Annotated in this window: 23 protein-coding genes, 1 tRNA gene and 1 pseudogene; 14 read left to right on the forward strand and 11 right to left on the reverse strand. The window is 63.0% G+C overall.

What is annotated here, in order from left to right; all coding sequences use genetic code 11:
- Positions 1–19: 19 nt before the first annotated feature.
- The 3 genes and pseudogenes from PGC08_RS06725 to eno all read left to right on the forward strand — a co-directional run bounded on the left by PGC08_RS06725 (position 20) and on the right by eno (position 2,682).
- Positions 20–502, forward strand: a complete 483-nt coding sequence (locus tag PGC08_RS06725) for a MazG nucleotide pyrophosphohydrolase domain-containing protein (RefSeq protein WP_096158488.1) — start codon at positions 20–22, stop codon at positions 500–502.
- Positions 499–1,313 (forward strand): annotated as a pseudogene (locus PGC08_RS06730) (tyrosine-protein phosphatase). The gene PGC08_RS06725 and the pseudogene PGC08_RS06730 overlap by 4 nt, the downstream one beginning before the upstream one ends.
- A gap of 88 nt (positions 1,314–1,401) precedes the next feature.
- Positions 1,402–2,682, forward strand: a complete 1,281-nt coding sequence (gene eno / locus PGC08_RS06735; RefSeq protein ID WP_009884000.1) for a phosphopyruvate hydratase — start codon at positions 1,402–1,404, stop codon at positions 2,680–2,682.
- A gap of 358 nt (positions 2,683–3,040) precedes the next feature.
- On the opposite strand, the gene PGC08_RS06740 is transcribed toward eno, so the two are convergent.
- Positions 3,041–4,078 carry a DUF559 domain-containing protein gene (locus PGC08_RS06740; protein WP_271709801.1) on the reverse strand — a complete coding sequence of 346 codons (1,038 nt, stop codon included), beginning with the start codon at positions 4,076–4,078 and terminating at the stop codon, positions 3,041–3,043.
- 553 nt (positions 4,079–4,631) lie between these two features.
- On the opposite strand from PGC08_RS06740, the gene PGC08_RS06745 reads away from it, so the two are divergent.
- The 5 genes from PGC08_RS06745 (at position 4,632) to PGC08_RS06765 (ending at position 9,355) form a co-directional block, all read left to right on the forward strand.
- Positions 4,632–5,123, forward strand: a complete 492-nt coding sequence (locus PGC08_RS06745; protein WP_009883998.1) for an FtsB family cell division protein — start codon at positions 4,632–4,634, stop codon at positions 5,121–5,123.
- Positions 5,123–5,653 (forward strand): DUF501 domain-containing protein, encoded by a 531-nt coding sequence (locus tag PGC08_RS06750; RefSeq protein WP_096161595.1) that lies wholly within the window; start codon positions 5,123–5,125, stop codon positions 5,651–5,653. The genes PGC08_RS06745 and PGC08_RS06750 overlap by 1 nt, the downstream gene beginning before the upstream one ends.
- A gap of 8 nt (positions 5,654–5,661) precedes the next feature.
- On the forward strand, positions 5,662–6,609 hold the full coding sequence (locus PGC08_RS06755; protein ID WP_271709802.1) for a Ppx/GppA phosphatase family protein: 948 nt from the start codon (positions 5,662–5,664) through the stop codon (positions 6,607–6,609).
- The gene (locus tag PGC08_RS06760; RefSeq protein WP_271709803.1) at positions 6,606–7,901 is read left to right on the forward strand and encodes a S8 family peptidase; all 1,296 of its coding nucleotides are present in this window, start codon (positions 6,606–6,608) and stop codon (positions 7,899–7,901) included. The genes PGC08_RS06755 and PGC08_RS06760 overlap by 4 nt, the downstream gene beginning before the upstream one ends.
- 80 nt (positions 7,902–7,981) lie before the next feature.
- Positions 7,982–9,355, forward strand: coding sequence for an NAD(P)/FAD-dependent oxidoreductase (locus PGC08_RS06765; protein ID WP_271709804.1), 1,374 nt, complete (start codon positions 7,982–7,984; stop codon positions 9,353–9,355).
- 141 nt (positions 9,356–9,496) lie between these two features.
- On the opposite strand, the gene PGC08_RS06770 is transcribed toward PGC08_RS06765, so the two are convergent.
- Positions 9,497–10,102: an NAD(P)-dependent oxidoreductase gene (locus tag PGC08_RS06770; protein ID WP_271709805.1), complete on the reverse strand. Its 606-nt coding sequence runs from the start codon at positions 10,100–10,102 to the stop codon at positions 9,497–9,499.
- A gap of 80 nt (positions 10,103–10,182) precedes the next feature.
- On the opposite strand from PGC08_RS06770, the gene PGC08_RS06775 reads away from it, so the two are divergent.
- Positions 10,183–10,551 carry a winged helix-turn-helix transcriptional regulator gene (locus PGC08_RS06775; RefSeq protein WP_009883992.1) on the forward strand — a complete coding sequence of 123 codons (369 nt, stop codon included), beginning with the start codon at positions 10,183–10,185 and terminating at the stop codon, positions 10,549–10,551.
- 12 nt (positions 10,552–10,563) lie between these two features.
- Here PGC08_RS06775 and PGC08_RS06780 read toward each other — a convergent pair whose 3' ends face one another.
- The 4 genes from PGC08_RS06780 to PGC08_RS06795 all read right to left on the reverse strand — a co-directional run bounded on the left by PGC08_RS06780 (position 10,564) and on the right by PGC08_RS06795 (position 13,015).
- Positions 10,564–11,661 (reverse strand): carcinine hydrolase/isopenicillin-N N-acyltransferase family protein, encoded by a 1,098-nt coding sequence (locus PGC08_RS06780; protein WP_083248697.1) that lies wholly within the window; start codon positions 11,659–11,661, stop codon positions 10,564–10,566.
- A 107-nt stretch (positions 11,662–11,768) separates the two neighbouring features.
- Complete coding sequence (locus PGC08_RS06785) at positions 11,769–12,227, reverse strand: hypothetical protein (RefSeq protein WP_271709806.1); 459 nt, start codon at positions 12,225–12,227, stop codon at positions 11,769–11,771.
- Between the two features lie 66 nt (positions 12,228–12,293).
- The gene (locus PGC08_RS06790) at positions 12,294–12,863 is read right to left on the reverse strand and encodes a dienelactone hydrolase family protein (protein WP_009883989.1); all 570 of its coding nucleotides are present in this window, start codon (positions 12,861–12,863) and stop codon (positions 12,294–12,296) included.
- 78 nt (positions 12,864–12,941) lie between these two features.
- Positions 12,942–13,015: transfer RNA gene (locus PGC08_RS06795), tRNA-Leu, on the reverse strand.
- Between the two features lie 162 nt (positions 13,016–13,177).
- Here PGC08_RS06795 and PGC08_RS06800 point away from each other — a divergent pair.
- Entirely contained in the window at positions 13,178–14,434 is a 1,257-nt protein-coding gene (locus PGC08_RS06800) for an MFS transporter (RefSeq protein WP_271709807.1), read from the forward strand.
- A 104-nt stretch (positions 14,435–14,538) separates the two neighbouring features.
- On the forward strand, positions 14,539–15,441 hold the full coding sequence (gene ppk2, locus PGC08_RS06805; protein ID WP_009883987.1) for a polyphosphate kinase 2: 903 nt from the start codon (positions 14,539–14,541) through the stop codon (positions 15,439–15,441).
- A gap of 191 nt (positions 15,442–15,632) precedes the next feature.
- Here ppk2 and PGC08_RS06810 read toward each other — a convergent pair whose 3' ends face one another.
- The 5 genes from PGC08_RS06810 to PGC08_RS06830 form a co-directional block, all read right to left on the reverse strand.
- Positions 15,633–16,682 carry a TIGR01906 family membrane protein gene (locus tag PGC08_RS06810; RefSeq protein ID WP_009883986.1) on the reverse strand — a complete coding sequence of 350 codons (1,050 nt, stop codon included), beginning with the start codon at positions 16,680–16,682 and terminating at the stop codon, positions 15,633–15,635.
- A gap of 85 nt (positions 16,683–16,767) precedes the next feature.
- Complete coding sequence (locus tag PGC08_RS06815; protein WP_009883985.1) at positions 16,768–17,694, reverse strand: AEC family transporter; 927 nt, start codon at positions 17,692–17,694, stop codon at positions 16,768–16,770.
- Positions 17,695–17,722: 28 nt separating this feature from the next.
- The gene (locus PGC08_RS06820) at positions 17,723–18,040 is read right to left on the reverse strand and encodes a hypothetical protein (RefSeq protein WP_035279090.1); all 318 of its coding nucleotides are present in this window, start codon (positions 18,038–18,040) and stop codon (positions 17,723–17,725) included.
- 59 nt (positions 18,041–18,099) lie between these two features.
- Positions 18,100–18,450, reverse strand: a complete 351-nt coding sequence (locus tag PGC08_RS06825; RefSeq protein ID WP_271709808.1) for a YidH family protein — start codon at positions 18,448–18,450, stop codon at positions 18,100–18,102.
- On the reverse strand, positions 18,447–18,860 hold the full coding sequence (locus PGC08_RS06830) for a YidH family protein (protein ID WP_009883982.1): 414 nt from the start codon (positions 18,858–18,860) through the stop codon (positions 18,447–18,449). Before PGC08_RS06830 ends, PGC08_RS06825 begins: the two co-directional genes overlap by 4 nt.
- Positions 18,861–18,992: 132 nt before the next feature.
- Between PGC08_RS06830 and PGC08_RS06835 the strand changes: the two genes are divergently transcribed.
- The 3 genes from PGC08_RS06835 (at position 18,993) to hrpA (ending at position 25,385) form a co-directional block, all read left to right on the forward strand.
- Positions 18,993–20,318, forward strand: coding sequence for an Nramp family divalent metal transporter (locus PGC08_RS06835; protein WP_096158499.1), 1,326 nt, complete (start codon positions 18,993–18,995; stop codon positions 20,316–20,318).
- A gap of 85 nt (positions 20,319–20,403) precedes the next feature.
- The gene (locus PGC08_RS06840) at positions 20,404–20,991 is read left to right on the forward strand and encodes a DinB family protein (RefSeq protein ID WP_009883980.1); all 588 of its coding nucleotides are present in this window, start codon (positions 20,404–20,406) and stop codon (positions 20,989–20,991) included.
- Positions 20,992–21,068: 77 nt separating this feature from the next.
- Positions 21,069–25,385, forward strand: coding sequence for an ATP-dependent RNA helicase HrpA (gene hrpA, locus PGC08_RS06845; protein ID WP_271709809.1), 4,317 nt, complete (start codon positions 21,069–21,071; stop codon positions 25,383–25,385).
- Positions 25,386–25,388 lie beyond the last annotated feature (3 nt).

The raw sequence follows: 25,388 nt of genomic DNA on the forward strand, positions 1-25,388 counted from the left end.
GCAGTCAAGGGCATGGGACATGAACGACACCTCGAGCGCTGATGTCCCCGAGGCCGGGACCACCGGAGTCACCCCGGCACAGACGCAGGGAGCGATCGAGGCGATGGCGACTCTGCGTCGCCGGTGCCCCTGGTCGAGCCGGCAGGACCACGGAAGTCTCGAGAAGTATGCGCGCGAAGAAACCGAAGAGCTCATCGAAGCGCTCGAAGACTACCGCAGCGATGCGAGTCCTGCGCACCGGGCGGCCGTTGTCGAGGAGCTCGGAGACGTCTTCTACCAGGTCCTCTTCCACTCGGCCCTGCTGGATGAGAGCGGTTCAGCTCCCTACGGCCACACGCTGGGACTCATCATCGACGGCCTCGAGGAAAAGCTCATACGGCGTCACCCCCTGGCGTTCGGGGAGGACAGCCGTGACGACGAGATGCCTGAGCTCGAAGACGTCGAACGCGAGTACCGCCGAATCAAGACCGAAGAGAAGCAGCAGAAAGACGATAATCAGTGAGCTTGGATCGCATCGACATCGAAGGCACATTCAATTTCCGCGACATCGGAGGAACTCCCACCTCGGCGGGAGATACGACCGTCGGATATGGGAAGGTCTTCCGGTCCGACGGTATTGCCCAACTGACCGACAGGTCGCGAGCCGACATCAGAGCGCTCGGAATCAGAACCGTCGTCGATCTGCGTGACGTCGGGGAACGGTCTAAACTGCCCGATGCACTCGATGGGCTCGATGTGGAGCACATCGAGCTGCCGATCTTCGACGACCATTTCTTTCCCGCGAAGCAGCTCAGCCGCGAGGAGATGAAGAAAGCCGCCGAAGCGACCGGCATGGACCTGTCCGATCGCTCGTTGAGCAAGATCTACGACTCATGATCAATCATTTCGGATCTCGCTTGGCCAAGGCCGTTGATGTCGTTGCACAGAGCTGCGAAGGCGGAGTCGTCTTCCACTGCTCTGCCGGCAAGGACCGGACCGGAGTGGTCGCCGCATTCATCCAGACCCTCCTCGGCGTCGGGCGACACGAGATCCTCGAGGAATACGCGATCACTTCCCAGCACCTCTCGGAAGGATTCCTCGAGAACATCGTCAGAAACTTCGCCGATGCCGGCATCTCCGGCAACCTCGCCGAGACCGCAACAGCGGCACCGCCGGAACTCATGGCCAAAATCCTTGACTCCATCGAGGGAAAGCACGGCGAGAACGGTGTCGAGGCCTATCTGCTTGAGCATGGGATGGACCCGGAGAGTCCGGAGAAGCTGCGCCGACAGCTGCTGGCACCCGTGAACCGCGAAGAATCCGTCCAGGGCTGAGCCGGAGAGCTAGCCCGGTGCCTCGGTGCATTAAGCTGTCCTGCAGGCACATGTTCCCCATGTGAAACCAATTGCGAAGGAGTAATCAGTGGCTGAGATTGTTGCCGCAAACGCCCGTGAAATCCTGGATTCCCGGGGAAATCCCACCGTTGAGGTGGAAGTGCTGTTAGCCGACGAATCCGTCGGTCGTGCCGGTGTCCCTTCCGGTGCTTCCACCGGTGAGTTCGAAGCCGTGGAGCTGCGCGACGGAGACCCGGAACGTTACCTGGGCAAAGGCGTCACCAGTGCTGTTGACGCAGTTGTCGACGAGATCCATGAAGTCATCGTCGGCCTGGAAAGCGATGACCAGCGACTGGTCGACCAGGCTCTGATCGAGCTCGACGGCACCGAGAACAAGTCCCGCCTGGGTGCCAACGCCATCCTCGGCACCTCGCTGGCAGTGGCTCGTGCAGCCGCAGTGTCCGCGGACCTGCCGCTCTACCGCTACCTGGGCGGACCGAACGCGCACGTCATGCCCGTTCCGATGATGAACATCCTCAACGGTGGATCGCACGCCGATTCCAACGTCGACATCCAGGAATTCATGATCGCCCCGATCGGTGCGGCCAGCTTCCACGAAGGACTGCAGTGGAGCGTCGAGGTCTACCACGCGCTCAAAGGCGTGCTCAAGGAACGCGGTCTGTCCACCGGACTCGGTGATGAGGGCGGATTCGCGCCGAACCTCGACTCCAATGCCGCGGCGCTCGACCTCATCCTCGAGGCCATCGAGCTCGCCGGACACCGTCCGGGCCGTGACATCGCTGTGGCACTCGACGTGGCCTCCTCGGAGTTCTACTCAGACGGAGCCTACGAGTTCGAAGGCGAGAAGAAGTCGGCTCAGGACATGGCTGCCTACTACGAGGGTCTGCTGGCCAAGTACCCGCTCGTGTCCATCGAGGACCCCCTGGACGAGAACGACTGGGAGGGCTGGGCCACGCTGACCCAGTCCATCGGCTCAAAGGTTCAACTCGTCGGCGATGACCTCTTTGTCACGAACCCCGAGCGGCTCCAGCGCGGTGTCGACAACAACACCGCGAACTCTCTGCTCGTGAAGGTCAACCAGATCGGTACGCTCACGGAGACCCTCGACGCAGTGTCGCTGGCACAGACCAACGGCTACACGACGATGATCTCCCACCGTTCGGGTGAGACCGAGGACACGACGATCGCCGACCTGGCCGTGGCCACGAACGCCGGCCAGATCAAGGCAGGCGCTCCGGCACGGTCCGAGCGTGTGGCCAAGTACAACCAGCTGCTGCGCATCGAAGAGCAGCTCGGCGACGCCGCCCGGTACGCCGGACGAGGAGCATTCCCGCGCTTCGACGGCTGAGTGAACTTCGCGCGGTCGGCTGAACGACTGCAGCGCTGAGGCGCTGAATGGCTTCATCCCCGAGGCGGGGGTCAGGTGATCATCAAAGGTCACCCGGCCCCCGCCTCGGCGACATTCATCGGTGGGTCGTTGCTGCTGAGGTCGGTGTGCTTCGCGATCACACAACCTCTTCGCGACTTCAAGAACTCTTGGCGATTACACAAAACTACTCCGCGACTCCAAAACCTCCTGTCCCTCGCAGAACACCCCGGGAATACAGCAACTCCACCCGCACCGCGCAATTCATACATTTGCAGAGGTTGTTCATGAAGCTGCGGGCGACGGGTCTATCGAGGCAGCCGACCGCATCGATGGAAAGTCACCTGGCGCTCATGAGGGCCCGCCTGATCTCTTCGAACTTCGCCTCTGTGAAGAGCTCTTTCCACGTGACTCTGATGACCCGCCAGCCCTGATCACGCAGCCATTGTTCTCTGCGCCGTTCGCGTTCGAGTTCGTCCCGTGGCACTCCCGAGCCGAGATACAGCTTTCCAAGTCCATCGATCTCAACGATCAGCCGAGCTGCTTTATGGCAGAAATCGACGCGAATCTTTCTTCGCAGCGAGGGTGCGTCGAACTCAACTTGGGGCACGAAACCGACGAATCCGTGCTGAAAGAACCTCACCGCGGCGATCGACTCGGCGGGGGACTCGCGACGGGCATCGGCCAGTTCGAGGGCGAGATGAACCTTCTTGGTGTTCCTGGTCTCCAGGCATTGCGCCAGAGTCGCCAGGATCTTCTCCCTTGTCGTCAGTCCGCGGTGCAGGGCATCGTCGAGCATCGACACCGAGATATCGGGGTTGTATGTGCGCGCCACGTCAATGAGTGTTCGCTCCAGCGTCGTCACCTCGGTGCCGCGAACTCTCTGACGGTGATGCTTCGGGATTGTCACGCCCCTGACATGGATGCTCTTGAACCTGCGGTTGACTCCAGGGCGCACCACCTCCACCTGGTGAGTGACGGGGTAGGCAATAGGCAGGCCGTGGATGAGGGCAGCGGAGATGTGCGAGAACACCTCGGCCGGGGGAGACGCCGGCGACGTTCGGGTTGCTGTGTCTGATCCGTTCGCGGTGTTAGTTTCTTCCTGCCGTGCCTCCTGACTCTGCTTCTGGAACCTGACTTCGCATCGAGCCATGACTGCGGCGTCGAGCTCTTCGATCTGGTCGCGGAGGTCTCCGTGCTCGGTGAACTCCGAATGAGTTCCTTCAATGATGCTGGCCCACAGTCGCCGATGGCCTTCCACGGAGCAGACGTGTCTGACCGAATAGACGCCGCGAGACAGCCGACGAACGCAGCAGCTTCGAGCCCGCCGAATGTCTGCGTGAGCGAACCCAAGCCGGATGATCTGTTGTGTGGTCATAATCTTGTACATGAAACTAAACTGCATCAAAAGACAGCAAACTACAATGTAGTTTCTTAGGCCTGTGGATAACTCTGTGGGTACATGCGTCTGGCGCGGGGGCTGGGGAGGGGAGTGCGACGGTCGCAAAGTATCAAGGTGCGAGCGACAGGCTTCGTACCTTGCACCGTGAGCGCTAAATCACCCAGTAGCAACACGAGGTTTTAGAGCTGGCGGTGCCGGGAGCTGAACTAGTTGTAGGACGTGAAGGTAAGGGGAGGGCATGCGCCTGCGACGAGGGTGAGGGCCGCGAGCCTGAATGCGAAGGGCGTGTGTCAGCCGCGGCGGCGTCAGACAGAACGGCCGCCTGAGGCGACGGGGCGTGAGTGGCCCGAGCGACGGCCTGAGACGACAGGGGTGGGCGCGCTAGAGAGGCGAGCGAACCGGGCGGATTCAGACTTTCGAAAAATAGAACACGCCACGACACCCAAATCCTCGCAGGCCGGATGCTGACACGGCAGACTTAGATGTGTTGTGACTGCCTTCCCCATCCCCGGTCGCAGAGGAAAGAGACATGGTTCCGAGCAAACCCAGAAACAGCGCCCCCAAATCGGCTCCAGGCCGAGCCGCTCCCCGTCGACGCCCAACGCCGGTCGTCGAGGCTCAGTCCACCGAGGGCACTCGCAAACGGAAACTGTCCTGGCAGACAGGTGTCTTCCTCCTTGTCATCGCCATCGTGCTCGTCACATTTCTTCCCTCGATCAACTCCGCACTCAAGCAGGCACAGCAGATCGCGGCACTCAACAGCGAGATCGAATCGACGAAATCCGAGGTCCAGGGGCTGGAAGAGAAGAACGAGAATCTCAAGGACCCCGCGTACATCAAACGCAAGGCCCGCAAGGACCAGTACTACGTGGAAGAGGGCAAGAACGCGGTCATCGTCACCAACCAGGAGGCGATCGACGGTGACGATCCGGATGCTGACCGTCCGCAGCGCAAGCAAGCCTGGTACCTTGAGTTGCTGGAGTCGATTCAAGAGGTCGGCAATACCGTGGAGAAGGGCTGATGATCACAGAGTGCACCGAGGCGGACTTCGCCATCCTGAAGGAACAGCTCGGGCGGATTCCGCGCGGCGTCGTCGGGATCGCAGCCCGCAGCACATCGGGTGAACCGCTGGTCGTCGCGACCGCTCCCCGGCTCGAAGACAGCACACCCTTCCCCACCACCTTCTACCTCACGCACCCTGCCTTCGTCGCTGAATGCTCACGCCTCGAAGCCTCGGGAATCATGACCGAATGGAGCGCCGAGATCGCCGAAGACGAGGCACTCGCAGCCGCCTACGCCAAGGCCCACGCTGCCTACCTCGCGACACGGTCGGAGATCGGACAGTCTGCCGGAATCGCCGAGGTGGAAGAGATCAAGGACTACACCGCCGGTGGCATGCCCACCCGAGTGAAATGCCTGCACGCTCTCGTCGGACACTCACTGGCCGCGGGTGCAGGAGTCAACCCGATCGGCGACCGCGCCATCTCCTTCATGACCGACGTCCCCACCCCGGCAGGCGCAGAGGGCGCCTCGACCGAGGCAAGCGAATAGGAAAGCTCATGCGCGTAGCCGCCTTCGACTGTGGGACCAATTCCCTGCGTCTGCTCATCGCCGATGTCGACGAGCAGGGTCAGATGACCGAACTGCGTCGCGAAACCCGGATCGTGCGACTGGGCCAGGGAGTCGACGCAACGGGTGAGTTCGCCCCCGAAGCCCTCGAACGCACATTTGCCGCAGCTCGAGAGTTCGCCGAGGTAGCCGCCGAGTACTCACCGGAGAAACTGAGATTCGTCGCCACCTCCGCCAGCCGTGATGTGAAGAACCGTGATGAGTTCTCCGCCGGAATCTTCGGCATCCTCGGCGTCGTGCCCGACGTCATCACCGGTGATGAAGAGGCCCATCTGTCATTCCTCGGCGCCACCGTCGGACGTTCTGCCGACAGCGGCCCGTTCCTCGTCATGGACCTGGGTGGGGGCTCAACCGAACTGGTCCTCGGCATCGAAAGAGTCACCTCGGCGGTGAGCATGGACATCGGATCCGTGCGCCTGACCGAACGACACATGTCCGTCGACGTCCCCGACCAGGCGCAGATCCAGGCGGCCATCGACGACATCGACGCCAACCTGGACAAGGCGGCAGAGATCGTCAACCTCGCTGCGCCGCGGACGATGATCGGGGTTGCCGGCACCGTCACCACACTGACCGCGGGAATCCTCGACCTTGAGAGCTACCAGCGTGAACGCATCCACGGCACCCATCTGCGTGTGGCAGACATCGACGCCGAGGCCGATGAACTGCTGAGCATGGGGCGTGAGGCTCGTGCCGCACTGCCGTACATGCACCCCGGACGCGTCGACGTCATCGCGGCCGGGGGACTCCTGTTCGCCCGCATCGCAGCCCGCATCGACTCTGCAGTCAAGAGTGCCGGAGCCGAGCTCGACATCATGGTCTCGGAGACGGACATCCTCGACGGCACCGCGCTCGACCTCGCGCGCACGCAGTCGTGAAGCCCGTCGCCGCGCGGGAACTGACGGCTCCCAAGCGTCTCCGCGCTGGAAAGCGCACCGCAAAGCTCGCCCTCGTCGGATCCCTGGTGCTGGGTCTGGTCATGGGCACGACTCAGCCGGCGCTTGCTGCACCCGAACCCGGACCCGGGCAGTGGTACATCAAGAAGTACGGCATCGATGACATGTGGAAGAAGTCCACGGGCAAAGGTGTGAAGGTCGCCGTCATCGATTCAGGCGTCAACACCAAACATGAGGACCTCAAAGGCGTGGTCAGCAAGTCCAAGGACTTCAGCGGACTCGACAAAGACGGCAAGACACCCATCGGCGGCAAGACCACCATCCATCACGGCACCGCAGTCGCCGGCGTCATCGCCGGCCAGGGGAAAGGCGCAGGCCCGACGGGAGTCGCCCCCGACGTCGATATTCTCTCGGCCTCGATGTGGTTGGGACCTGAGCGGCCGAAAGAATCCGGCTCGACTCGCGAGCAGGCCGACAAGGCGATCAGGTGGGCCGTCGACTCGGGAGCCAAAGTGATCAACATGTCGCTGGGCTGGGACGATCCTGCCTGGCCTTCAAGCTGGGACGAATCCTTCGCCTATGCCTATGAGAAGGACGTCGTCGTCATCGCCTGTGTCGGCAATGCCTCCCAGGGAGCCACGCAGGCGTGGTCACCGTCGACAGTGCCCGGTGTCATCGGAGTCGGCGGACTGGGTAAGACGAACCGCGTCCTATCCGAATCCACAGCGCCCGGAACGGCCGTGGATCTCATGGGGCCGGCGGAAGACATTCCGATCCCTTACTACTCGGGCGGCTATGCCGAGGGGCAGGGCTGTTCCTTTGCCTCACCCATCGTCTCCGGCGTGGCAGCGCTGATCCGGGCCGAAGATCCCGACCTCAGCGCCGATGAAGTCACCGCCAAGCTGACTTCGACGGCCAAGCCGGTCCCCGGACATAAGGGGCAGAGCAAAAAGGACAAACCGGATCCGATCGTCGGTTGGGGCCGGCTCGATCCGAAGGCCGCGATGAAGTCAGGCGTTCCGAAGACCGTGCCCAGCGCGGCCGACGACCTTGCCGATTGGGTGACGATGCACCGACGCGCGGCATCCGATCCGTCCGAGACCGAAAACGCAGTCCCGGCCGAGGACAACAACCCGAAGGCGGTCGCGCCGAAGGACGTCGTCTCATCACAGTCGACACCCATGTTGGGCTACTCGGTTCTGGGCGCTGGCGCCCTCATTGCGGTGATCCTCTTCGTGCTTTCCGCGGTGGTTTTCATTCGCCGCAGACGGTGATCGAACCTGGTGCTGAACCTCTCATCTGGGGCGTCGAGATTCAATTAGTGAAAGTTTTCACAAAGGCCTAGGATGGGCATATGGCACTCATCAGAAACTCAAAATTGCGTCCTCGAATCCTCGTCGTTGGTGGCGGCTACCTTGGTCTCGTTACCGCTCAGAATCTGTTGAAGAACCTCGGTCGTGGCGAAGCCACAGTGACCGTGGTCGATCCCAACCCGTACATGACCTACCTGCCATTCCTCCCCGAGGTGGCTGCCGGGTCCATCGAGCCGCGTCACGCTGTCGTGCCGCTGCGCCGCAACCTCTCCGGTGCTGAAGTCATCACCGCGAAGGTCACCTCGATCAATCACGGCGACAAGTTCGTCACCGTCGAGCCGGAGAACGACGAAGCGTTCGAGCTCGACTACGACCACATCATCATGGCCGCCGGTTCGGTGGCGCGTGCTCTGCCGATCCCAGGCCTCAAGGAGAACGCCATCGCGCTCAAGCGCATCGAGGAAGCTGTCGCACTTCGCGATCACCTCCTCAGCCGCTTGGCCGATGCCTCGCTGATGGAAGACGATGATGAGCGTCGCAAGGCGCTGACCTTCGTCTTCGTCGGCGGCGGATTCGCTGGCATCGAACTCCTCACCGAGCTCGAAGACGTTGTCCGCTCCGCAGTGGCTCAGTACGAGACGCTGACCGAAGCCGATGTCCGCTTCGTCCTCGTCGAGGCACTCGATCGTGTCATGCCCGAGGTCGGCGAAGCTCAGGCTCGCTGGGTCGTTGAGCACATGCGCGAACGCGGCATCGACGTGTACCTCGAGACCTTCCTCCAGGACTGCACCGAAAAGCACATCAAGCTCTCCAGCGGCGAAGAATTCGACGCCGACACCATCGTCTGGTCGGCTGGCGTCAAGGCCAACCCGATCCTCGTCGACTCGGACCTGCCTCTCGATGAGCGCGGTCGTGTGACCGTGCGCGCCGATCTGCGCGTCGAGGGCGACAACGGTGTGGTCGAAGGCGCTTGGGCCGCCGGCGACAACGCTGCTGTGCCTGACCTCTCCGGTGGCGGCGTGGGCGGCTACTGCGTGCCCAACGCTCAGCACGCCGTGCGCCAGGCACCAGTGCTGGCTGCCAACGTTCTTGCCGCACTGCGCGGAGAGACCGAGTTCAAGCAGTACTTCCACAAGACCATCGGCACCGTTGCAGGTCTCGGCCTGTACAAGGGCGTTTCGCAGATGGGCGACTTCGAAGCCCGCGGCGTCCTCGCTTGGCTGATGCACCGCGCCTACCACGGCTACGCGATCCCAACAGTGGATCGCAAGGTCAAGGTCTTCGGCAACTGGATCCTCAACGCCATCGTCGGCCGCGACGCCATGCCGCTGGCCGATCTCGATGTTCCTCGCAAGAACTTCGTCGAGGCAGCCAACTCGAAGCCGGCTCCGAAGAAGGAAACTGCCAAGGCCTGACGCCTGAGTGCAGGATTCGCCCCAGGCGATTGCCGGTGTGAACCCTGATGAGTTCTGAAGAACGCCGGGAGTGCGATTGCACTCCCGGCGTTCTTGTCATTCACGAGGGGCTGGATCAGAGCGGCTGAGGCTCTGCAGCGCTCAGTTCGCGACGGTGAAGCGAGCGTCGATGTGCTTCGCGTCGACGATCTCATCGACCATGGCCACCGCAAAGTCCTCCGCGGAGATCGAATCGCCGGCAGGCGTCTCAAGTTCGGTTTTGTAGGTGCCTGTGCGCTCACCGGGGCCGATCTCTGGGGCGGGGGAGATCAGAGTCCAGGGGGAGTAGTTGCCGGCACGCATGAGCTCGAGTGCCTTCGTGCCGGTCTCCGACTCAGCCTTGTAGGCCTCTGGGAAACCTTCGGTGTCTTTGAGCATGGTGTCGCCGACGAAGAGCGATCCGGCGCCGCCGACGACGAAGACACGCTTGTCTCCGCTGGCCTGAGCCAGTGTCTCCAGGGCCTGCAGCCACTCTTCGTGTGGTGCGCCGGTGCGGCTGGGGCCGGTTGTCGAGACGATGACGTCATGATCGGCGACGACCTGTCGGTCGAACTCGGCGTCGCCTATATCGCCCTTGAGGTTTGCCGCAGCTCCTGGCACCTCAGCACCGGTTCGAGTGATGGCGGTGATCTCGAGCCCACGCTCTGTGGCTTCCTTGGTGACGCGGGATCCGATCATTCCTGATGCGCCGTACAGTGCGATCTTCATGGTGTGTCCTTTCGTTGGAGTGAGGTACTGCCATAAAGATATCCTTTGAATATCGAGTACCTCAAAGATACTATTGGGATATGAGATTGAGCAGTTCCTGGGAAGGCGATGCCTTCGATCCCGAATGCCCGACCAGAATCGTCCTCGATCGGGTCGGTGACAAGTGGACGGTCCTCATCATCGGAATCCTTGATGAGGGCCCGAAGCGCTTCAGCGAGATCCGTTTGGCGATCGGTGGCATCACACCGAAGGTCCTCACTTCGACACTGCGGTCGTTGGTCGCCGATGGGCTGGTGACCAGAGAGGTCTTCGCCGAGGTCCCTCCTCGCGTGGAGTATGAGCTGACCGACCTGGGCCGGTCCCTGCAGGAGCCCGTAGCTGCACTGCGTCGATGGGCGGAGCTGAACGTGGCGGCGATTTCAGACAACAGGAGCCGTGTGGCGCGTTAGGAAATGTCGGTGTCAGGCGCTGAGCCGGTAGTCGTGTGGCTTCTTGCCGACGACTCGAAGAGTGCCTGCTGAGAGACCGTAGACGCTCTGCCATTGGGTATGCGGTTGCCGCACATCATTGAGTAGATTGACTGCGTCGTCGACGGAGACCTTGCCCCGAGAGGAATCGAGAGTCTTCGCACAGGTGCTGTAACGGGAGTGCGTGATGCGATCTTCTTCGGCGAATGACGACATGTGGAAATTCTCCAGGCACATCCATGGCTGGCCCGATGGCGGACGGATGACAGCGAGTTTGCCGGCATCGAACTCGACGACTGCCTTGGCGCCTGAACGGTCGGCGAGCAGGTAGTGCAGTCCCGGGCCGCCCGCGAAATCGATGTTGTAGGTGTCGAATACCTCGATGGCGTCTTTGACCGTGTCGGCGTGGTCGAGGATCATTCTCTGGACGCCCAGGCCACCCAGCCATTCGCGGCCGTCAACGACTTCGGCTCGTGCCGATGCGTCGGCGGCGAGGCCGATGTAGACCCCGGAATCATTGATTCCATCGAAGGCGTACGCCTCGCAGCGTGGCAGGTCCTGTGTTTTCTGCTTGTTGCCGAGATCTGATTCGGACTCGATGCCCACATAGCGAAGGTCGGTCACAGCCAAGGTCGAGCGACCGTTGTTCAACTTTGATTCCACCACCGAGGCGGGAGCTGGGTCCCAATCGAAATTGCGAGCGACCAGCGGCGCTCCGTCGGCATCGGCGGCTGCGAAGAGAGTACAGGCGTATCCGGTCGGCAGTGCGGCCGCATTCGCTCCATCGGGCGCCGAGGTGGTTGCGGGTGCACCCTCCCAAGTGAGGTGGAACATGGGGTGCCCGTCCAGGCGTGTGCACGAATCAAGGGTCGCCTGCTTCTGCATGTCGGTCTGGGCGATCGACAGAGGCTGGGCATGCTGCTGTGTTCCGGTCTCTGCTGAGGTCGTCGAGGATTTCCCCGGCTCGCTTCCTCCCGCCCCAGATGCGCACCCGGCTAGACCAAGCGATGCCGAGGCGGTGCCGGCAACTAGAAGGGTTCGTCGTGTGATGCCTGCGGTGGTCATCGATGGTCCCGTCATAGACCTGCCCATCTGTGGACTGTAGTCACGGAGCCGCGGCGGCGAGTGAGCGCAACACTGCGGTTGCCGTGAATACTACTCCTATGCGGGGACAGCGATCAGAGGGGACGAAGCCAGGGTCAGCGACCGATCTCCGCGAGCACCTCGGCGAGTTCACGCAGCTCGCCCGCGACACGATAGGTGCGAGGGGAACCGGAGTAGGTCCAATTGCTGGTGATCATCGATGCGCTGGCACCCTTGGTGGTGGCGGAATACTCCTCACGGCTCACCTGCGCCGTTCGATCAGCGATGAGGCGATCACGCAGCTCGGAGGTCAGGCCCTCCCAGTGGTCGGAGGCTTCATAACCGAGCTCGTGCCAATCGCCGCCGGGCTCGCGGTAGGCGATCGGGCGGTTGGTCAGAGCTGAGGCATTGTCCTGAGCCAGTGGTGCTTCGATGCCTGCGCCGTTGCTGGAATCGTCATTGGTCGATGAGGCTGAGAAGAGAACGGCAGGCCCCGGGGTGGAGGCGACGCTGGGATCTCCCAGATCGCCGACTGACTGGGGTGGTGCCTGTGGAGTGAGAAGCAGCTTCGTCATGGCACTATCTTGCCCGGGCCAGAGCAGAGACGCGAACTTGTCTGCGCCCCTGCGCTTCTGCAGTTCTCAGATGTCGGCGAGGAACCCACGAACCCGCTCGAGGAGAACTGCCGTGGCTTTCGGATCGTAGGCCTCGAGGGATGAGTCGAGGAACAGGTGTCCATCGCCCGGGTAGACGAAAAGCTCCGCCGAGGCCGTCGAATCAGCGAGTTCTCGGGCTGAGGGCAGATCCTCCTGGAAGAACTCATCATCTTCCCTGCCATGGATCTGTACGGGCACGTTCGCAGGCCATGCCGACCCGAATTCGGAGACGGGGAGGCAGGCATCGAAGAGAAGCGCGCCCCGAGCATCGTGGCTGGTCTGGGCGAGATTCTGGGCGGTGGCAACTCCGAAGGAGATTCCTGCATAGACGAACCCGCCGTCTGGTGTGGGGAGTGAGGCGGGTCCACGCTGGCGAATCGTGTCGAATCCGACCTCTCCGGCATAGGCGAAGCCTTCTTCGATGGACGCGAACGTGTGGCCTTCGAACATGTCGGGAACGTGCACCGTGTGCCCGGAGGACCTCAGCTCCTCTGCGAATGCGGCGACTCCGTCGGTGAGCCCCTGGATGTGATGGAAGAGCGCGATTTCAGCCATGGCGATGAATCTCCTTTGATTGCCTTCGGCAGATGCTCCGATTGTACGCAGGAGGAGGAGAACGGCGGGAAGAAAAAGTCCCCCCAGTGGGACTCGAACCCACACTTGATCGATTTTAAGTCGACTGCCTCTGCCGATTGGGCTATAGGGGGATATGCGGGCCTTCGCCCATTGTGCAGACACTGCATTCACAGCGCCAGCACTCACTTTATAGCGTACCTGGGCCCGCCGCGATCCGAGACACGGCGACCTCGCCGACGCCGCGATCTGAGACACACCGACACCCTGATTGTGAGACGGCTAGTCTCAAACTCATGACCGAGAATCCGCCCAGCAGACAGGCCTGGGTGATCCTCGTCGTCGGAGTCCTCTCCCAGATGGCAGCCACCATCGCGATCACAGGTCCGGCCTTCCTTATCCCGTACATGCACACGGATCTCGGCTATACGCTGACTCAGGCCGGCACCGTGGCCGCGGCCCCGAGCTTCGGCCTCATCCTCACCCTCATCGCCTGGGGTGCCTTCGCCGACAGATTCGGCGAACGCCTGGCCATGACCCTGGGCATCGCCCTGACCGCTCTGACATCGGGGATCGCCGTCGCTCTGGTCGGCTCACCGGTGTGGATGGTTCTCATCATCGCCGCCTCCGGAGCTGCCGCAGCCTCCGTGAACTCGGCCAGCGGACGCGTGGTCATGGGCTGGTTCCCCCGCCACCGTCGCGGTCTGGCCATGGGCATCAGACAGATGTCGCAGCCCCTGGGCACGAGCGTCGCGGCAGTGACCGTCCCACCCATCGCCGCCTCAGGCGGGTTCAGTGCTTACCTGTGGTTCGTCGTCATCGTCACCGGCGTCATGGCCGTCATCTGCTTCGGACTCGTCAAAGATCCTCCCCGCGCCGAGGTGGTTCCCAGCCCCGTAGTCACGTCCACCGATGATGGACAGCCGGGCCCCACCTCGGCGAGGGGAGCGTCGACGACAACGCCGGCGACGGACAACCCCTACCGGATGGATTCGTTCCTGTGGCGAATCCACGCGGTCTCCGCGCTGCTGGTGATCCCACAGTTCGCGTTCTCCACCTACGGCCTCATCTGGCTCATCGCGAACCAGCACATCAGCGTCGGCATCGCCGGCGGCATCGTCGCTGCCTCACAGATCGTGGGAGCGATCGGGCGCCTCATCGTCGGCGGCCTCTCCGATCGACTCGGCTCCAGGGTCGGACTGATGCGGGTCGTGGCGATCGCAGCGGTCGTCTTCGTGGCGGCGATCGCGCTGACGTCGCTGACGCCGATGCCGATCGTAGCCACAGTGGTGTTCATCCTGGCGTCTGCGATCTCGGTGGCCGACAACGGACTGGCCTTCGCCTCGGTCGCCGAGGCGGCCGGCCCCCACTGGTCGGGCAAGGCCATGGGTACGCAGAACACGGGACAGTTCGTCATGTCCGCGCTCATGGGCCCGGGATTCGGTGCACTCATCACGATCTTCGGCTATCCGCTGTCCTTCGCCTTCGTCGGGATCGCACCCCTGCTCAGCCTGGGAATCATTCCGAAACAGGACATTGATCGGATAACCTGATGTTCATCTTTGCTCAGTACTGTGCCTGAAGACTGGTGACGACCGCGACATGACGAGGCCAAGCCGCTGAAGAAGACGAAAGCTGTCGATGAGAAGGAGCGCCCGTGAACAACCTGCTCAATGAGAATCTGCGCGAATACATCGACAAGCTGCGAATCGAAGGCTACACGGTCGAGGACTCACACACCACGGACCCGCACCTCATCGACCCGATGGGCCGTGCGGTTGAGACTTGGCGTGAGGGCTACCCCTACCCGGAGCTAATGGACCGGGAGGAATACGAGCTCGAGAAGTACCAGCTGCAGGTGGAGCTGCTGAAGTTCCAGTACTGGGGGCAGGACACCGACCGGAAGCACGTCATCGTCTTCGAAGGCCGTGACGCCGCCGGCAAGGGTGGCACGATCAAACGCTTCACAGAGCACCTCAACCCGCGTGCCGCACGTGTCGTGGCACTGAACAAACCCTCGGACAAAGAAGCCGGGCAGTGGTATTTCCAGCGCTACATCAGTCACCTGCCGACCAGCGGTGAGTTCGTCATGTTCGACCGCTCCTGGTACAACCGGGCCAACGTCGAACGCGTGATGAACTTCTGCACCGACTACGAGTACGAGACCTTCATGGGTCAGGCTCCGGTGTTTGAGAAGATGCTCATCGACTCCGGCATCCACGTCACCAAGTTCTGGTTCTCCGTGACACAGCGCGAACAGCGGACACGATTCGCCATCCGCCAGATCGATCCGGTGCGACAGTGGAAGCTGTCTCCCATGGATCTGGAATCCCTGGATCGGTGGGACGACTACACCGCGGCGAAGGAAGAGATGTTCCGCCGCACGGACACCGATCACGCTCCCTGGATCACCATCAAGAGCAATGACAAGAAGCGGGCACGACTCAATGCGCTGCGCTACTTCCTCAACCAGTTCGACTACGAGGACAAGGACACCTCGGTCGTCTACGAGCCCGACCCGATCATCGTGCGCCGCGGCCGCGATGCCGTCGACGACTGAGGTTCGCCGCAGCCGAGGATATTTCGACGCGGCCGGGGAACGAGCCGCTGGGATAAGAAATACTGCGGCCGGGTGGAAGGGGAAAGACCACCCGGCCGACAACCGTGGAGCGGACAGAGTCCGCAGCATTCACTTGGGTATGAGACCCGTATTGGGCATAAAGCCCACGTTGGGCATGAGGCCCGTGGTGCTCAGGCTTCTCGGCGAGCCTTCTTCAGCGCGCGGCGCTTCTTGTGACCTGCGAAGCTGAGCCAGAAGAGGACGATGGCAAGGAGGACGAAGAGTCCGCCTCCGGCGATGCCCGAGTCGACCCAGAACTGCGGTGGGAACAGACGGATGAGGGAGTCATCGCTGTAGAACTCCCAGGTTCCGTCGGAGAAGAAGATCTTGTGGAATCCGCGGAAGAACGTATCCCAGCCGAGGAACGCGAGCACTGCCGCGGCGGCCATGACGACGACGCTGATGATGGCACCCAGGCGCAGTCCGACGTGGATGCCCATCCCGTGCCTGCGTGACATGTAGAGGCCGAAGAGCACGGCACCGGTGAGGCCGATGAGGGCAATCAGGTACAGCAGTGAGATGAGACCCTTGACGTCGGCCATGTGGTTGAGCTCGTCGGAGATGAAGATCGGCTCGCCGTTGGGCATGATGACGTCGGCGAGGTAACGCCGGGAGTCGAGGTTGGCCAGGTAGTCGATGACGTAGGTGCCGTAGTGCTCTCGGTCGGCGGCGCTGAAGCCGAACTGGTCGGCCGGGAACCCGGGACGGAAGTACTCGAACTTGAGGAACAGGCCTGAGGCCACGAACCGCACGGCCAGGGCCAACAGGATGAACGGTGTGGCCAGGGTGATCCAGATGGTGCCGATGATATCGAGGACGCTGCGGCGTCGCTCGGGCACCTCGGGGTCATGAGGTTCGGTCGATGTCGCGGCGTGAGTCACTGCTGCCCAATCGGCTTCGCTCATCACCGCGGTGCGCGCGTTTGCGGGAACCTCACGGGTCCTGGCGGTCTCGGCAGGGTTCGACGAGTGAGCGGGCGCAACGCGCACCGGTCCGGTCGAAGGCTTGGGCTCGTCCTTGGCGATCGGTTCCCTGATGGGGTCGAACGCCTCGGTGTCGGTCGAAGGATCATTCGCGGCCTCCAGCGGAGGCTCCGACTGCTTTTCGGCAGCACTACTGGATCCTGAACTCATCCGCCTGCTCAGGAGGTCTTCGGTCTCGTTCTTCTTGTCTCCAGCCACGTTCCCATTGTCATTGACCCGAGTGGGCAAGCGGGCTCCGACACGCCACAGACCCCCAGATCACCGAGGAGGCCGGGACGGAACGTCAGCCCAGCAGGGCTGCGATGATGACCAGGGTCGGCACGGCCAGCACCGTGGTGATGAAGACCGCATCACGCATGAGTGCCTCGGACTGTCGGTACTGCATGGAATAGATGTAGACGTTCTGAGCTGTCGGCAGGGCCGAGGTGACGACGATGGCGAAGAGCGCGATGCCCGAGTACCCGAGCAGGGGACCGCCGATGACCCAGGCCAGCACCGGCTGGATGACCTGCTTGGCGACCGTGATGTAGGTCAACTGCTTCCTGGTACCCGGTGCCGGCAGCCCCCAGCCGTCCTTGAGCGAGATGCCGAAGGCCAACAGTGCGCCCGGGACCGCAGTGGCTCCGATCATGTCGATGGGCTCGAAGATGAAGCGGGGGAGTTCGAAGCCGGTGGCCGAGGCGGCCACCCCCGCGGCGGCGCCGAGGACGATGGGATTCTTGAGTATCTGGAGGACGCCTGAGTACCAGCGCTGATTGTGCTTCTTCTTTCCCGCGGCGTCGAGGACGGCCATGCCGATGGGTGCGAGGATGAGCAGCTGGAACAGCAGCACGGGAGCGACATATCCGATGTCGTGGAGGACGTAGGCCGCAATCGGGATGCCGAGGTTGCCGATGTTGACGTAGCTGACGGCCCAGGCCGAGAACATCGCCTCGCCGGTGCTGCGTTTTCGGATGTATCGGGTGAGGACGAACAGCAGCACACCCACGATGAGTGCGGACCCTCCTGTGGCCAGGAGAGCAGTGTTGAAGATCAGCCCCAGATCGGTGTCGGCGACCGTGACGTAGAGCAGGGTTGGTGTACCGGCGTAGAAGACGAGCTTCGCGATGACCTGCTGTCCGTTGGGCCCCAGAACCTCGGATCTGCCCAGCACGAAACCGACCAGGATGACTCCTGCGATGACGGCGAAGCCTTCGAAAACAGCCAGCATGGGCTACCGGTGGTCCTCGCTTTCCGGTTCAGGCAGCTTCGGCGGAGTCGACGGCCACATAGGCAGCCGTCGCTGTGACGGCAGCGACGCTGAGCACCGCGGGCCACGCACCGATCTTCTTCGCCAGCGGATGAGAGGCCCCGAACCCGCCGAGGTAGCCCAAGGTCAGCGCCGTGCCGATGGGCCAGCCCTGCTTGGTGAACCATGTGCGGGCCGCGTAGGCACCGGCGGCGGCGAGCACGACTCCGCCGAGGGGGCGGATCCCGGTCTCGCGGGCGGTCAGGTACCCGCCGACGAGACCGACGGCGACAAGCGGTGCGGTTGAAACTTCACGTGCGTCCTTCATGAGGTCCAGTTTAGGCAACGCCGCATTTGAACCGGAGGCCGGTCTCACAACGAGGAACGTCATTCGAGGGAGATCTTGATGACCGAGGCGATTCCGAGAGCGGCGATGAGGCAGACCGAGCTGCTGAGGAAGAGAACCGCCCATGGGGTCGGCCGTCCCCGTTCAGCCCGAATCGATACCGTTCCGAGGCGGTAGCGCCTGACCTGCATGGCGATGGCGGCGATCGCCAAACCTATGCAGATGACGAAGATGACGATGGACAGCCCTTCGAACACGTTGATCCAGCGGACGAACAGGAGGCTGACGACCGTCATCGTCAGACTGGTGCGCAGCCATGACTGGGTCGTCCTCTCCGGCTGCAGCCCCGGATCGGCGTGGGGCTGTGGCCGTCTGGGACTCGGCGTGGTCACAGGACTCCGGCGAAGACCAGAACGAGGAGGCCGGCGCCGAGTGCGGAGGCGAGGGAGACGATCGGAATGATGAGCGGCAGCGGCAGCGAAGTCTTGTGGCGCATGGCCGATTCGATGCGGTGCCACCTGAATGCCGCACCGGCGGCCAGGATGAATCCGATGACCATGAGGACGATGGACAGCGTCGCCCGCAGCCCGGAGGTGAAGATCTCCGAGGTGAAGGCTTCGACCGCGATGCCACCGCCGATGAATGCCAGAGCCGTGCGAATCCACGACAGGAATGTGCGTTCGTTGGCGAGGGTGAATCGCGGATCAGGGTCCTCGCCGTCGGGAAACATCCGTCGGGCGATCCTGCTGCGTGGGTCATCGGGGGTCACGTATCGAGGATAGCCGTTGTCGTCGAATACCATGTCAAGGTACGACGATTTCCGCTGAAGTTCGCTTCCGCCGCGAGGTCGCCGGTAGTGCGAAATGAGCGCAACGGTGAGTTCGATGTCGGTGGTGGCAGCAGTGACAGCCGATGACGAAGGTGTAGACCCGACATGACTGACAGTGACGACAGACCCCTGAACTCCGGACCCGGCGACGGATTCGATCCGGCAGCGAATACCGGCGTGGCCGAAGCCCAAGGACCCGCCAAATGGAAGGTGATCGGTCCCGGACTGGTCGTTGCCGCTACCGGTGTGGGTGCCGCAGATATGGTGGCGACCCTGGTGGCAGGCAGCCAGTTCGGATACGGACTGCTGTGGGCGGTGATCGTCGGTGTGATCCTCAAGATCGTCCTCGTCGAGGGCGCTGGCCGATTCACCTTGGCCACAGGAAAGACGATCTTCGAAGGCTGGACGTCGCTGGGGCGGTGGACGACCTGGTACTTCGGGCCCTACATCATCATCTGGGGATTCGTCTACGGAGCCACCGCGATGAGTTCTGCCGCACTGCCCCTGGCCGCGCTGTTCCCCGGAGTCAACCTCACCGTGTGGGCGATCATCATGGGACTCGCGGGCTTTGCCATGGTGTGGTTCGGACGATATTCCGTCTTTGAGAAGATCACCGCCGCCCTCGTCGGAATCATGTTCGTCACCGTCGTCGGTTTGGCCATCATCGCCGTTCCCAACATCCCGGACATGCTCACCGGACTCATCCCGCTGATCCCGGAAGGCGGTGTCATCTACACTTTGGCTCTGGCCGGCGGTGTCGGCGGCACGATCACTCTCGCCGCCTACGGGTACTGGCTGCGTGAGAAGGGCTGGCACACACCGAAGTGGATGCGCGTGATGCGCATCGACAACTCCATGGCCTACGTGCTGACAGGAATCTTCGTCATCGCCATGCTCGTCGTCGGTGCCGAAGTCGTCCGCGCAGCCGGTGTCGCCATCTCTGCCGATGACAAGGGACTCATCGAACTCTCCGATGTGCTCAAAGCCAAATACGGTGATGTGGTCGGAATCGGCTTCCTCGTCGGTTTCTGGGCCGCGTCCTTCTCCTCGATCATCGGAGTCTGGAACGGTGTATCGCTGATGTTCGCTGACTTCTGGGGACACATGCGCAAGAAGCCGGCCGGTCACCCCGACACCCTGACCGGTGGAAAGTACTTCAAAGCCTACGTGCTGTGGCTGACCTTCCCACCGATGCTGCTCTTCCTCCTGGGTAAGCCGATCGGTCTGATCCTGGCCTACGGCGTGCTCGGATCGCTGTTCATGCCGTTCCTGGCGATCACGCTTCTCGGTCTCCTCAACGGCAAGAAGATCCCGAAGAAGTGGGCGAACAAACTGCACACCAATATTGCGCTGGCCATCACAGCGCTGCTTTTCATCGTCCTCGGCGTCCAGCAGCTCTACTCGAGCCTGGCACCGCTCTGGGGCGGATGATCGGTCTCTAGCCGTACCTGCTGCATCTGCTGCACCTGGGGGAAGAAGTCTGTCCTTCTTCCCTCGGGTGCGGCAGACTTGAAGCATGGCCCGCGATGATGCGATGAAGACGATCCTCAAAAACCACCTGCAGGCATGCCGCAACGATCTGCTGTGGAAGCTCGAAGGACTCAGCGAACGCGACCTGCGGCTGCCGCACACGGCCACGGGGCTCAACCTCGCCGGTGTCGTCAAACATATGGCGAACACGGAGATCGGGTACTTCGGCGACACCTTCGGCAGGCCCTGGCCGAATCCTGGTGAGGCCATCACGCCTGAGCAGTTCGAGACCGACCCGCAGGCCGACTGGTACGCCACTGAGAGCGAGACGGCAGGCTCCGTCATCGACTTCTACACACGTGTGTGGGCCTTCGCCGATGAGACCATCGACACGCACGCACTCGATGCGCAGGGCACGGTTCCTCATTGGCCCGCTGAGAGAGCTGCGGTGTCTCTCAAGCAGATCATGGTCCACGTCATCGTGGACCTCGCGCGGCATCTGGGCCAGGTCGACATCGTCCGCGAGAGCATTGACGGACAGGCTGGGTTGAACCCCCGCAATTCGAATATGCCGGAGGACCAGGACTGGGATGCCTACCTCGCCAAACTGCGGTCGTTGGCGAACAACACCTGAGTCCGTCCATGGGACTGGGCGGGTGGATCCATGGGAGGCGCCCACCTCGGCGGGGCAGACGATAAGCTGGGACTGAAATGGCACATGAGAACTCAGCATCCTCCACCCCGCGCACCGAACCGTCGGCTCCGAGCAAGGACACGAAATCGTCGCGCCCGGACGCGCCGTCCTCGCGCTCTGACTTGCAGCCCTCACCCAAGGGTACGCAGTCGGGGAAGCGATCACCTCGGCGCAGGAACCAGCGGCACAAGAACACCGGGGCAGGACATCGTGAGCGTCGGGCACGGTTGACGGAGGCTCGCCGGTCACAGTCTGTGGACGTCACCTACCCGGAGAACCTGCCGGTCAGTGCCGCCAAGGACGAGATAGCCGAGGCCATCCGCGACAACCAGGTCGTCATCGTCGCCGGTGAGACCGGCTCAGGCAAGACAACCCAGCTGCCCAAGATCTGCCTCGAACTGGGGCTGGGAGTCAACGGACTCATCGGGCACACCCAGCCTCGGCGCATCGCGGCCAGGACCGTGGCCGAGCGCATCGCCGACGAACTAGGCGAGGACCTGGGCGGGACCATCGGCTACCAGGTGCGCTTCACCGCTCAGGTCGCGGACTCAACCCGGGTCAAGGTCATGACCGACGGCATCCTGCTCTCCGAACTCTCCCGCGACAAACTGCTGCGCGACTACGAAGTCATCATCATCGACGAGGCCCACGAACGCAGCCTCAACATCGACTTCCTGCTCGGCTACCTCAAAGAAGTGATGGGGAAGCGGCCCGAACTCAAGGTCATCATCACCTCGGCGACAATCGACCCGCAGTCCTTCGCCGCGCACTTCGACGACGCCCCGATCATCGAGGTCGCAGGCCGCACCTATCCGGTCGAGGTCCGCTACCGTCCACTCGTCGACGATGACGAAGACGACGACGTCGATGGCCCGGGGGAGTCGGGAAGCTACGAAACGGGGCCCGAAGAGCAGACCGAGGGCATCATCGCCGCCTTCGACGAACTCAGCACCGAAGCACCCGGCGACATCCTCGTCTTCCTCTCTGGGGAACGCGAAATCCGCGACACCGCCGAAGCACTCGAAGCTCACCTGCGCAAACGGCCGCGCCTGAGCAATTGGGAAGTCGTACCGCTCTTCGCCCGGCTCTCCGCCGGTGAACAGCAAAAGGTCTTCAAACCGCATTCGCGCCCGCGCCTGGTCCTGGCCACGAACGTCGCCGAAACCTCACTGACCGTCCCCGGCATCAAATACGTCATCGACGTCGGCACCGCCCGCATCTCCCGGTACTCCAACCGCACCCGCGTCCAACGCCTGCCGATCGAACGCATCTCCCAGGCGAGTGCGAACCAGCGCAAGGGCCGGTCGGGACGCACCAGCGACGGCATCTGCATCCGCCTGTACTCGGAAACAGACTTCGACTCACGCCCCGAATTCACCGACCCGGAGATCCTGCGCACGAACCTGGCCAGCGTCATCCTGCAGATGACCGACCTCGGATTCGCGGCCAGCGACAAAGAGATCCTCGATTTCCCGTTCCTCACCCCGCCGGAGGCCAAGGCCGTCCGTGACGGGCGCACCATGCTCGCCGAGCTGGGCGCTCTGACCAGCGATAAGGCGGGAACGATCACGGTCACCCCGACGGGCAGGCAGCTGTCCCTGCTCCCGATCGATCCGCGCCTGGCGCGCATGGTCATCGCCGGCGCCGAGGCGGGATGCGGGGGAGAGGTCACCATCATCGTCGCGGCCCTGTCCATCCAGGACCCCCGCGAACGCCCTACCGAGGTCCGTGCCGCCGCCGATGAGAAGCACGCTCGCTTCACTCACCCGGGCAGCGACTTCCTGTCCTACCTCAATCTGTGGAACTACCTGGATGACCAGCAGTCGGCGCTGACCAGCTCGAAATTCCGGCGCCAGTGCAAGGCCGAATTCCTCAACTTCGTGCGCATCCGCGAATGGCAGGACCTCGTCGGCCAGCTGCGCTCCCTGTCGGGATCGGCCGGCATCCGCGTCAACAAATCCGTGTGGCGTCCAGTGCAAACATCGGCCGCCGAGGTGGGGCCTGGGGCTGCGTCGAACGCGAAGGGGGCGAAGGGGGCCGTGTCGAACGCTGCCGGGTCGAACGCTGCCGGGTCGAACGCTGCCGCAGCGACGACCGGAGCGAAGAGCGCCAACGGCAAGATCGGCTTCGCCGAACTCAGCGCGCAGAAACGCAGTGCGAAGAAGAGCAGCGGATCTGACGGGGCGAACGACTCCGGGCAGAGCGCCGCCAGTGCCCGCCTCGACCCGCATGCCGCGGCCATCCATCGGGCGCTGCTGACGGGACTGCTGTCGATGATCGGCTCCCGGTCCGAGCGCAACAAGGACTATCAGGGAGCCCGCGGCACGCGCTTCGCGATCTTCCCCGGGTCAGGCCTATTCAAGAAGAAACCCGATTTCGTCATGGCCGCCGAACTCGTCGAAACCTCACGACTGTGGGCGCGCACGGTCTCAGCGATCGAACCCGACTGGGTCGTCGAAGCCGCCGGTGACCTGGTGACCAGACAGTATTCGGATCCGCACTGGTCGAAGAAGGCCGGCGGGTCGCTGGTCTACGAGAAGATCTCCCTCTACGGCGTCACCCTCGTCTCCGACCGTCGCGTCGGATACGGCACCTTCGACCGGGAGGCCGCGCGTGACATGTTCATCCGCAAGGGCCTCATCGAAGGTGACTGGCACGAACGCTTCGGATTCCTCGAAACCAACGCTGCCGTCATCGACGAGGCGGAGGCGCTCGCCTCACGCACACGCAACCGCAGGGTCCTTGACCAGGACGATGCCCTCTTCGAGTTCTACGATGAGCGGATTCCGGCCACAATCACCTCGGCGGCGGATTTCCGTGCTTGGTGGAAGAAGCAGAAACGTCGTGACTCGCACATCCTGGATCTGTCCACCTCGATCCTGCTCAGCGACGACAGTGAGGAACTGACCGCCTCGGTGGCCGACGACTTCCCGATGGAATGGGAACTCGTCGACGGGTCCACGGCCAAGCTGCGCTACTCCTTCGAACCCGGCAGCACCGAGGACGGAGTGACCGTCGAACTGCCCGCGGCAGCCGTGCCCCTGGTGGACTCCGACGAATTCTCCTGGCAGGTCCCGGGACTGCGGGAAGAACTCGTCGCCGCCTACATTCGCTCGCTGCCGAAGAACAAACGCCGCTACTTCGTGCCCGCACCGGACGTCGCCCGCGACATCCTTCCAGTCCTCACCCCCTATCGCGGGGCTCTGCCCGAAGTGCTCGCCGCTCAGCTGAGCGAACGCGCCGGCGGAGGAGGCCTGAACGACCTGGTGCCGATCACAGTGACCGCCGAGGACTTCGACCTCGGCCGCATCCCACCTCACCTGCGGATCCGCTTCCGCGTCATCGACGGCACCACCACCGTGGGCATCGGGGAAGACCTGAAGAAACTGACGAAGACCGCGAAACCCCAGGTGCGCAAAGCTCGGGCACAGCAGGTTTCGTTCACTGCGCAGACCGGCATGACCTCATGGTCCTTCGGCGCACTGACCAATCCAGATGAGGCGGAAGTCGGCGCTGTACCCGGGCTCGTGGACCGCGGAACCAGTGTCGACCTCGTCGCCTTCGACACCGCGGCACAGGCGCGACTGTCCTCACGCGAAGGACTCATCACACTGCTGAGCCTGCGCACGAACGAGGCGCTGAAATACCTGCGAGACGGACTCACTACCGATGAGAAGCTGGTCCTCGCCGGCCACCAGAAGACCTCGGACGAGATGCTGCATGCCCTGGTCAGAGCAGGAATCCGCAGTGTCGTCGAAGCCGAACTGGGGGCAGCAGAGACCGGTTGGGTGGCCGATGCCGCAGAGTTCGGTTCGCTCGAGACGAAGGTGCACGCGGCACTGACCGACATGTGCGCGAGCCTCCTGCCTCACCTGATGAAGGCACTGCGCTCGGCCACCGAACTCGACAAACTCGTATCGAAGGCTTCGTCCCTGGCGATCCTGTCCAACCTCGCCGATGTGCAGGCCTGGCGCGGATCGCGGATCACAGGGTCGTCGGTAGCCGCGATGACCGAGCAGATGGTTCGCGATCTGCCGCGCTGGGTGCAGGCCGAGGTGGTCCGCATCGATGGCATGCAGAACTCGCCGATGCGTGACAAACAGCTCATGGACCGCATCAGCGGCAGCGCGGAATCCGTGTTGAAGAAGGTCGGCAACAGGTTCCCCGAACTGGCCAAAGCGGACTGGTCACGCATTGTGGTCTCGGTGCCCAGCGAGTGGCGGGACGTGATCGTCATGCTCGAGGAGCTGCGCGTCAGCCTCTACGCGAATTCACTGGGTACCGCCCACCCGGTGTCGGAGAAGAGGATCGCCAAGGCACTCGCTCAGCTGTAAGCG

This window comes from Brevibacterium sp. BDJS002, from assembly GCF_028201555.1.
In the GTDB taxonomy this organism is placed as follows: domain Bacteria; phylum Actinomycetota; class Actinomycetes; order Actinomycetales; family Brevibacteriaceae; genus Brevibacterium; species Brevibacterium aurantiacum.

Bases quoted from the DNA above. Each gene is read 5' to 3' on its own strand.
- PGC08_RS06775 (WP_009883992.1), top strand. From the start codon at position 10,183: ATGAGATTGAGCAGTTCCTGGGAAGGCGATGCCTTCGATCCCGAATGC.
- PGC08_RS06785 (WP_271709806.1), bottom strand. From the start codon at position 12,227: ATGACGAAGCTGCTTCTCACTCCACAGGCACCACCCCAGTCAGTCGGC.
- PGC08_RS06750 (WP_096161595.1), top strand. From the start codon at position 5,123: ATGATCACAGAGTGCACCGAGGCGGACTTCGCCATCCTGAAGGAACAG.
- PGC08_RS06820 (WP_035279090.1), bottom strand. From the start codon at position 18,040: ATGAAGGACGCACGTGAAGTTTCAACCGCACCGCTTGTCGCCGTCGGT.
- PGC08_RS06725 (WP_096158488.1), top strand. From the start codon at position 20: ATGAACGACACCTCGAGCGCTGATGTCCCCGAGGCCGGGACCACCGGA.
- hrpA (WP_271709809.1), top strand. From the start codon at position 21,069: ATGGCACATGAGAACTCAGCATCCTCCACCCCGCGCACCGAACCGTCG.
- PGC08_RS06815 (WP_009883985.1), bottom strand. From the start codon at position 17,694: ATGCTGGCTGTTTTCGAAGGCTTCGCCGTCATCGCAGGAGTCATCCTG.
- PGC08_RS06780 (WP_083248697.1), bottom strand. From the start codon at position 11,661: ATGGGCAGGTCTATGACGGGACCATCGATGACCACCGCAGGCATCACA.
- PGC08_RS06790 (WP_009883989.1), bottom strand. From the start codon at position 12,863: ATGGCTGAAATCGCGCTCTTCCATCACATCCAGGGGCTCACCGACGGA.
- PGC08_RS06830 (WP_009883982.1), bottom strand. From the start codon at position 18,860: ATGGTATTCGACGACAACGGCTATCCTCGATACGTGACCCCCGATGAC.
- PGC08_RS06800 (WP_271709807.1), top strand. From the start codon at position 13,178: ATGACCGAGAATCCGCCCAGCAGACAGGCCTGGGTGATCCTCGTCGTC.
- PGC08_RS06745 (WP_009883998.1), top strand. From the start codon at position 4,632: ATGGTTCCGAGCAAACCCAGAAACAGCGCCCCCAAATCGGCTCCAGGC.
- PGC08_RS06835 (WP_096158499.1), top strand. From the start codon at position 18,993: ATGACTGACAGTGACGACAGACCCCTGAACTCCGGACCCGGCGACGGA.
- PGC08_RS06770 (WP_271709805.1), bottom strand. From the start codon at position 10,102: ATGAAGATCGCACTGTACGGCGCATCAGGAATGATCGGATCCCGCGTC.
- PGC08_RS06740 (WP_271709801.1), bottom strand. From the start codon at position 4,078: ATGACCACACAACAGATCATCCGGCTTGGGTTCGCTCACGCAGACATT.
- PGC08_RS06765 (WP_271709804.1), top strand. From the start codon at position 7,982: ATGGCACTCATCAGAAACTCAAAATTGCGTCCTCGAATCCTCGTCGTT.
- PGC08_RS06840 (WP_009883980.1), top strand. From the start codon at position 20,404: ATGGCCCGCGATGATGCGATGAAGACGATCCTCAAAAACCACCTGCAG.
- PGC08_RS06755 (WP_271709802.1), top strand. From the start codon at position 5,662: ATGCGCGTAGCCGCCTTCGACTGTGGGACCAATTCCCTGCGTCTGCTC.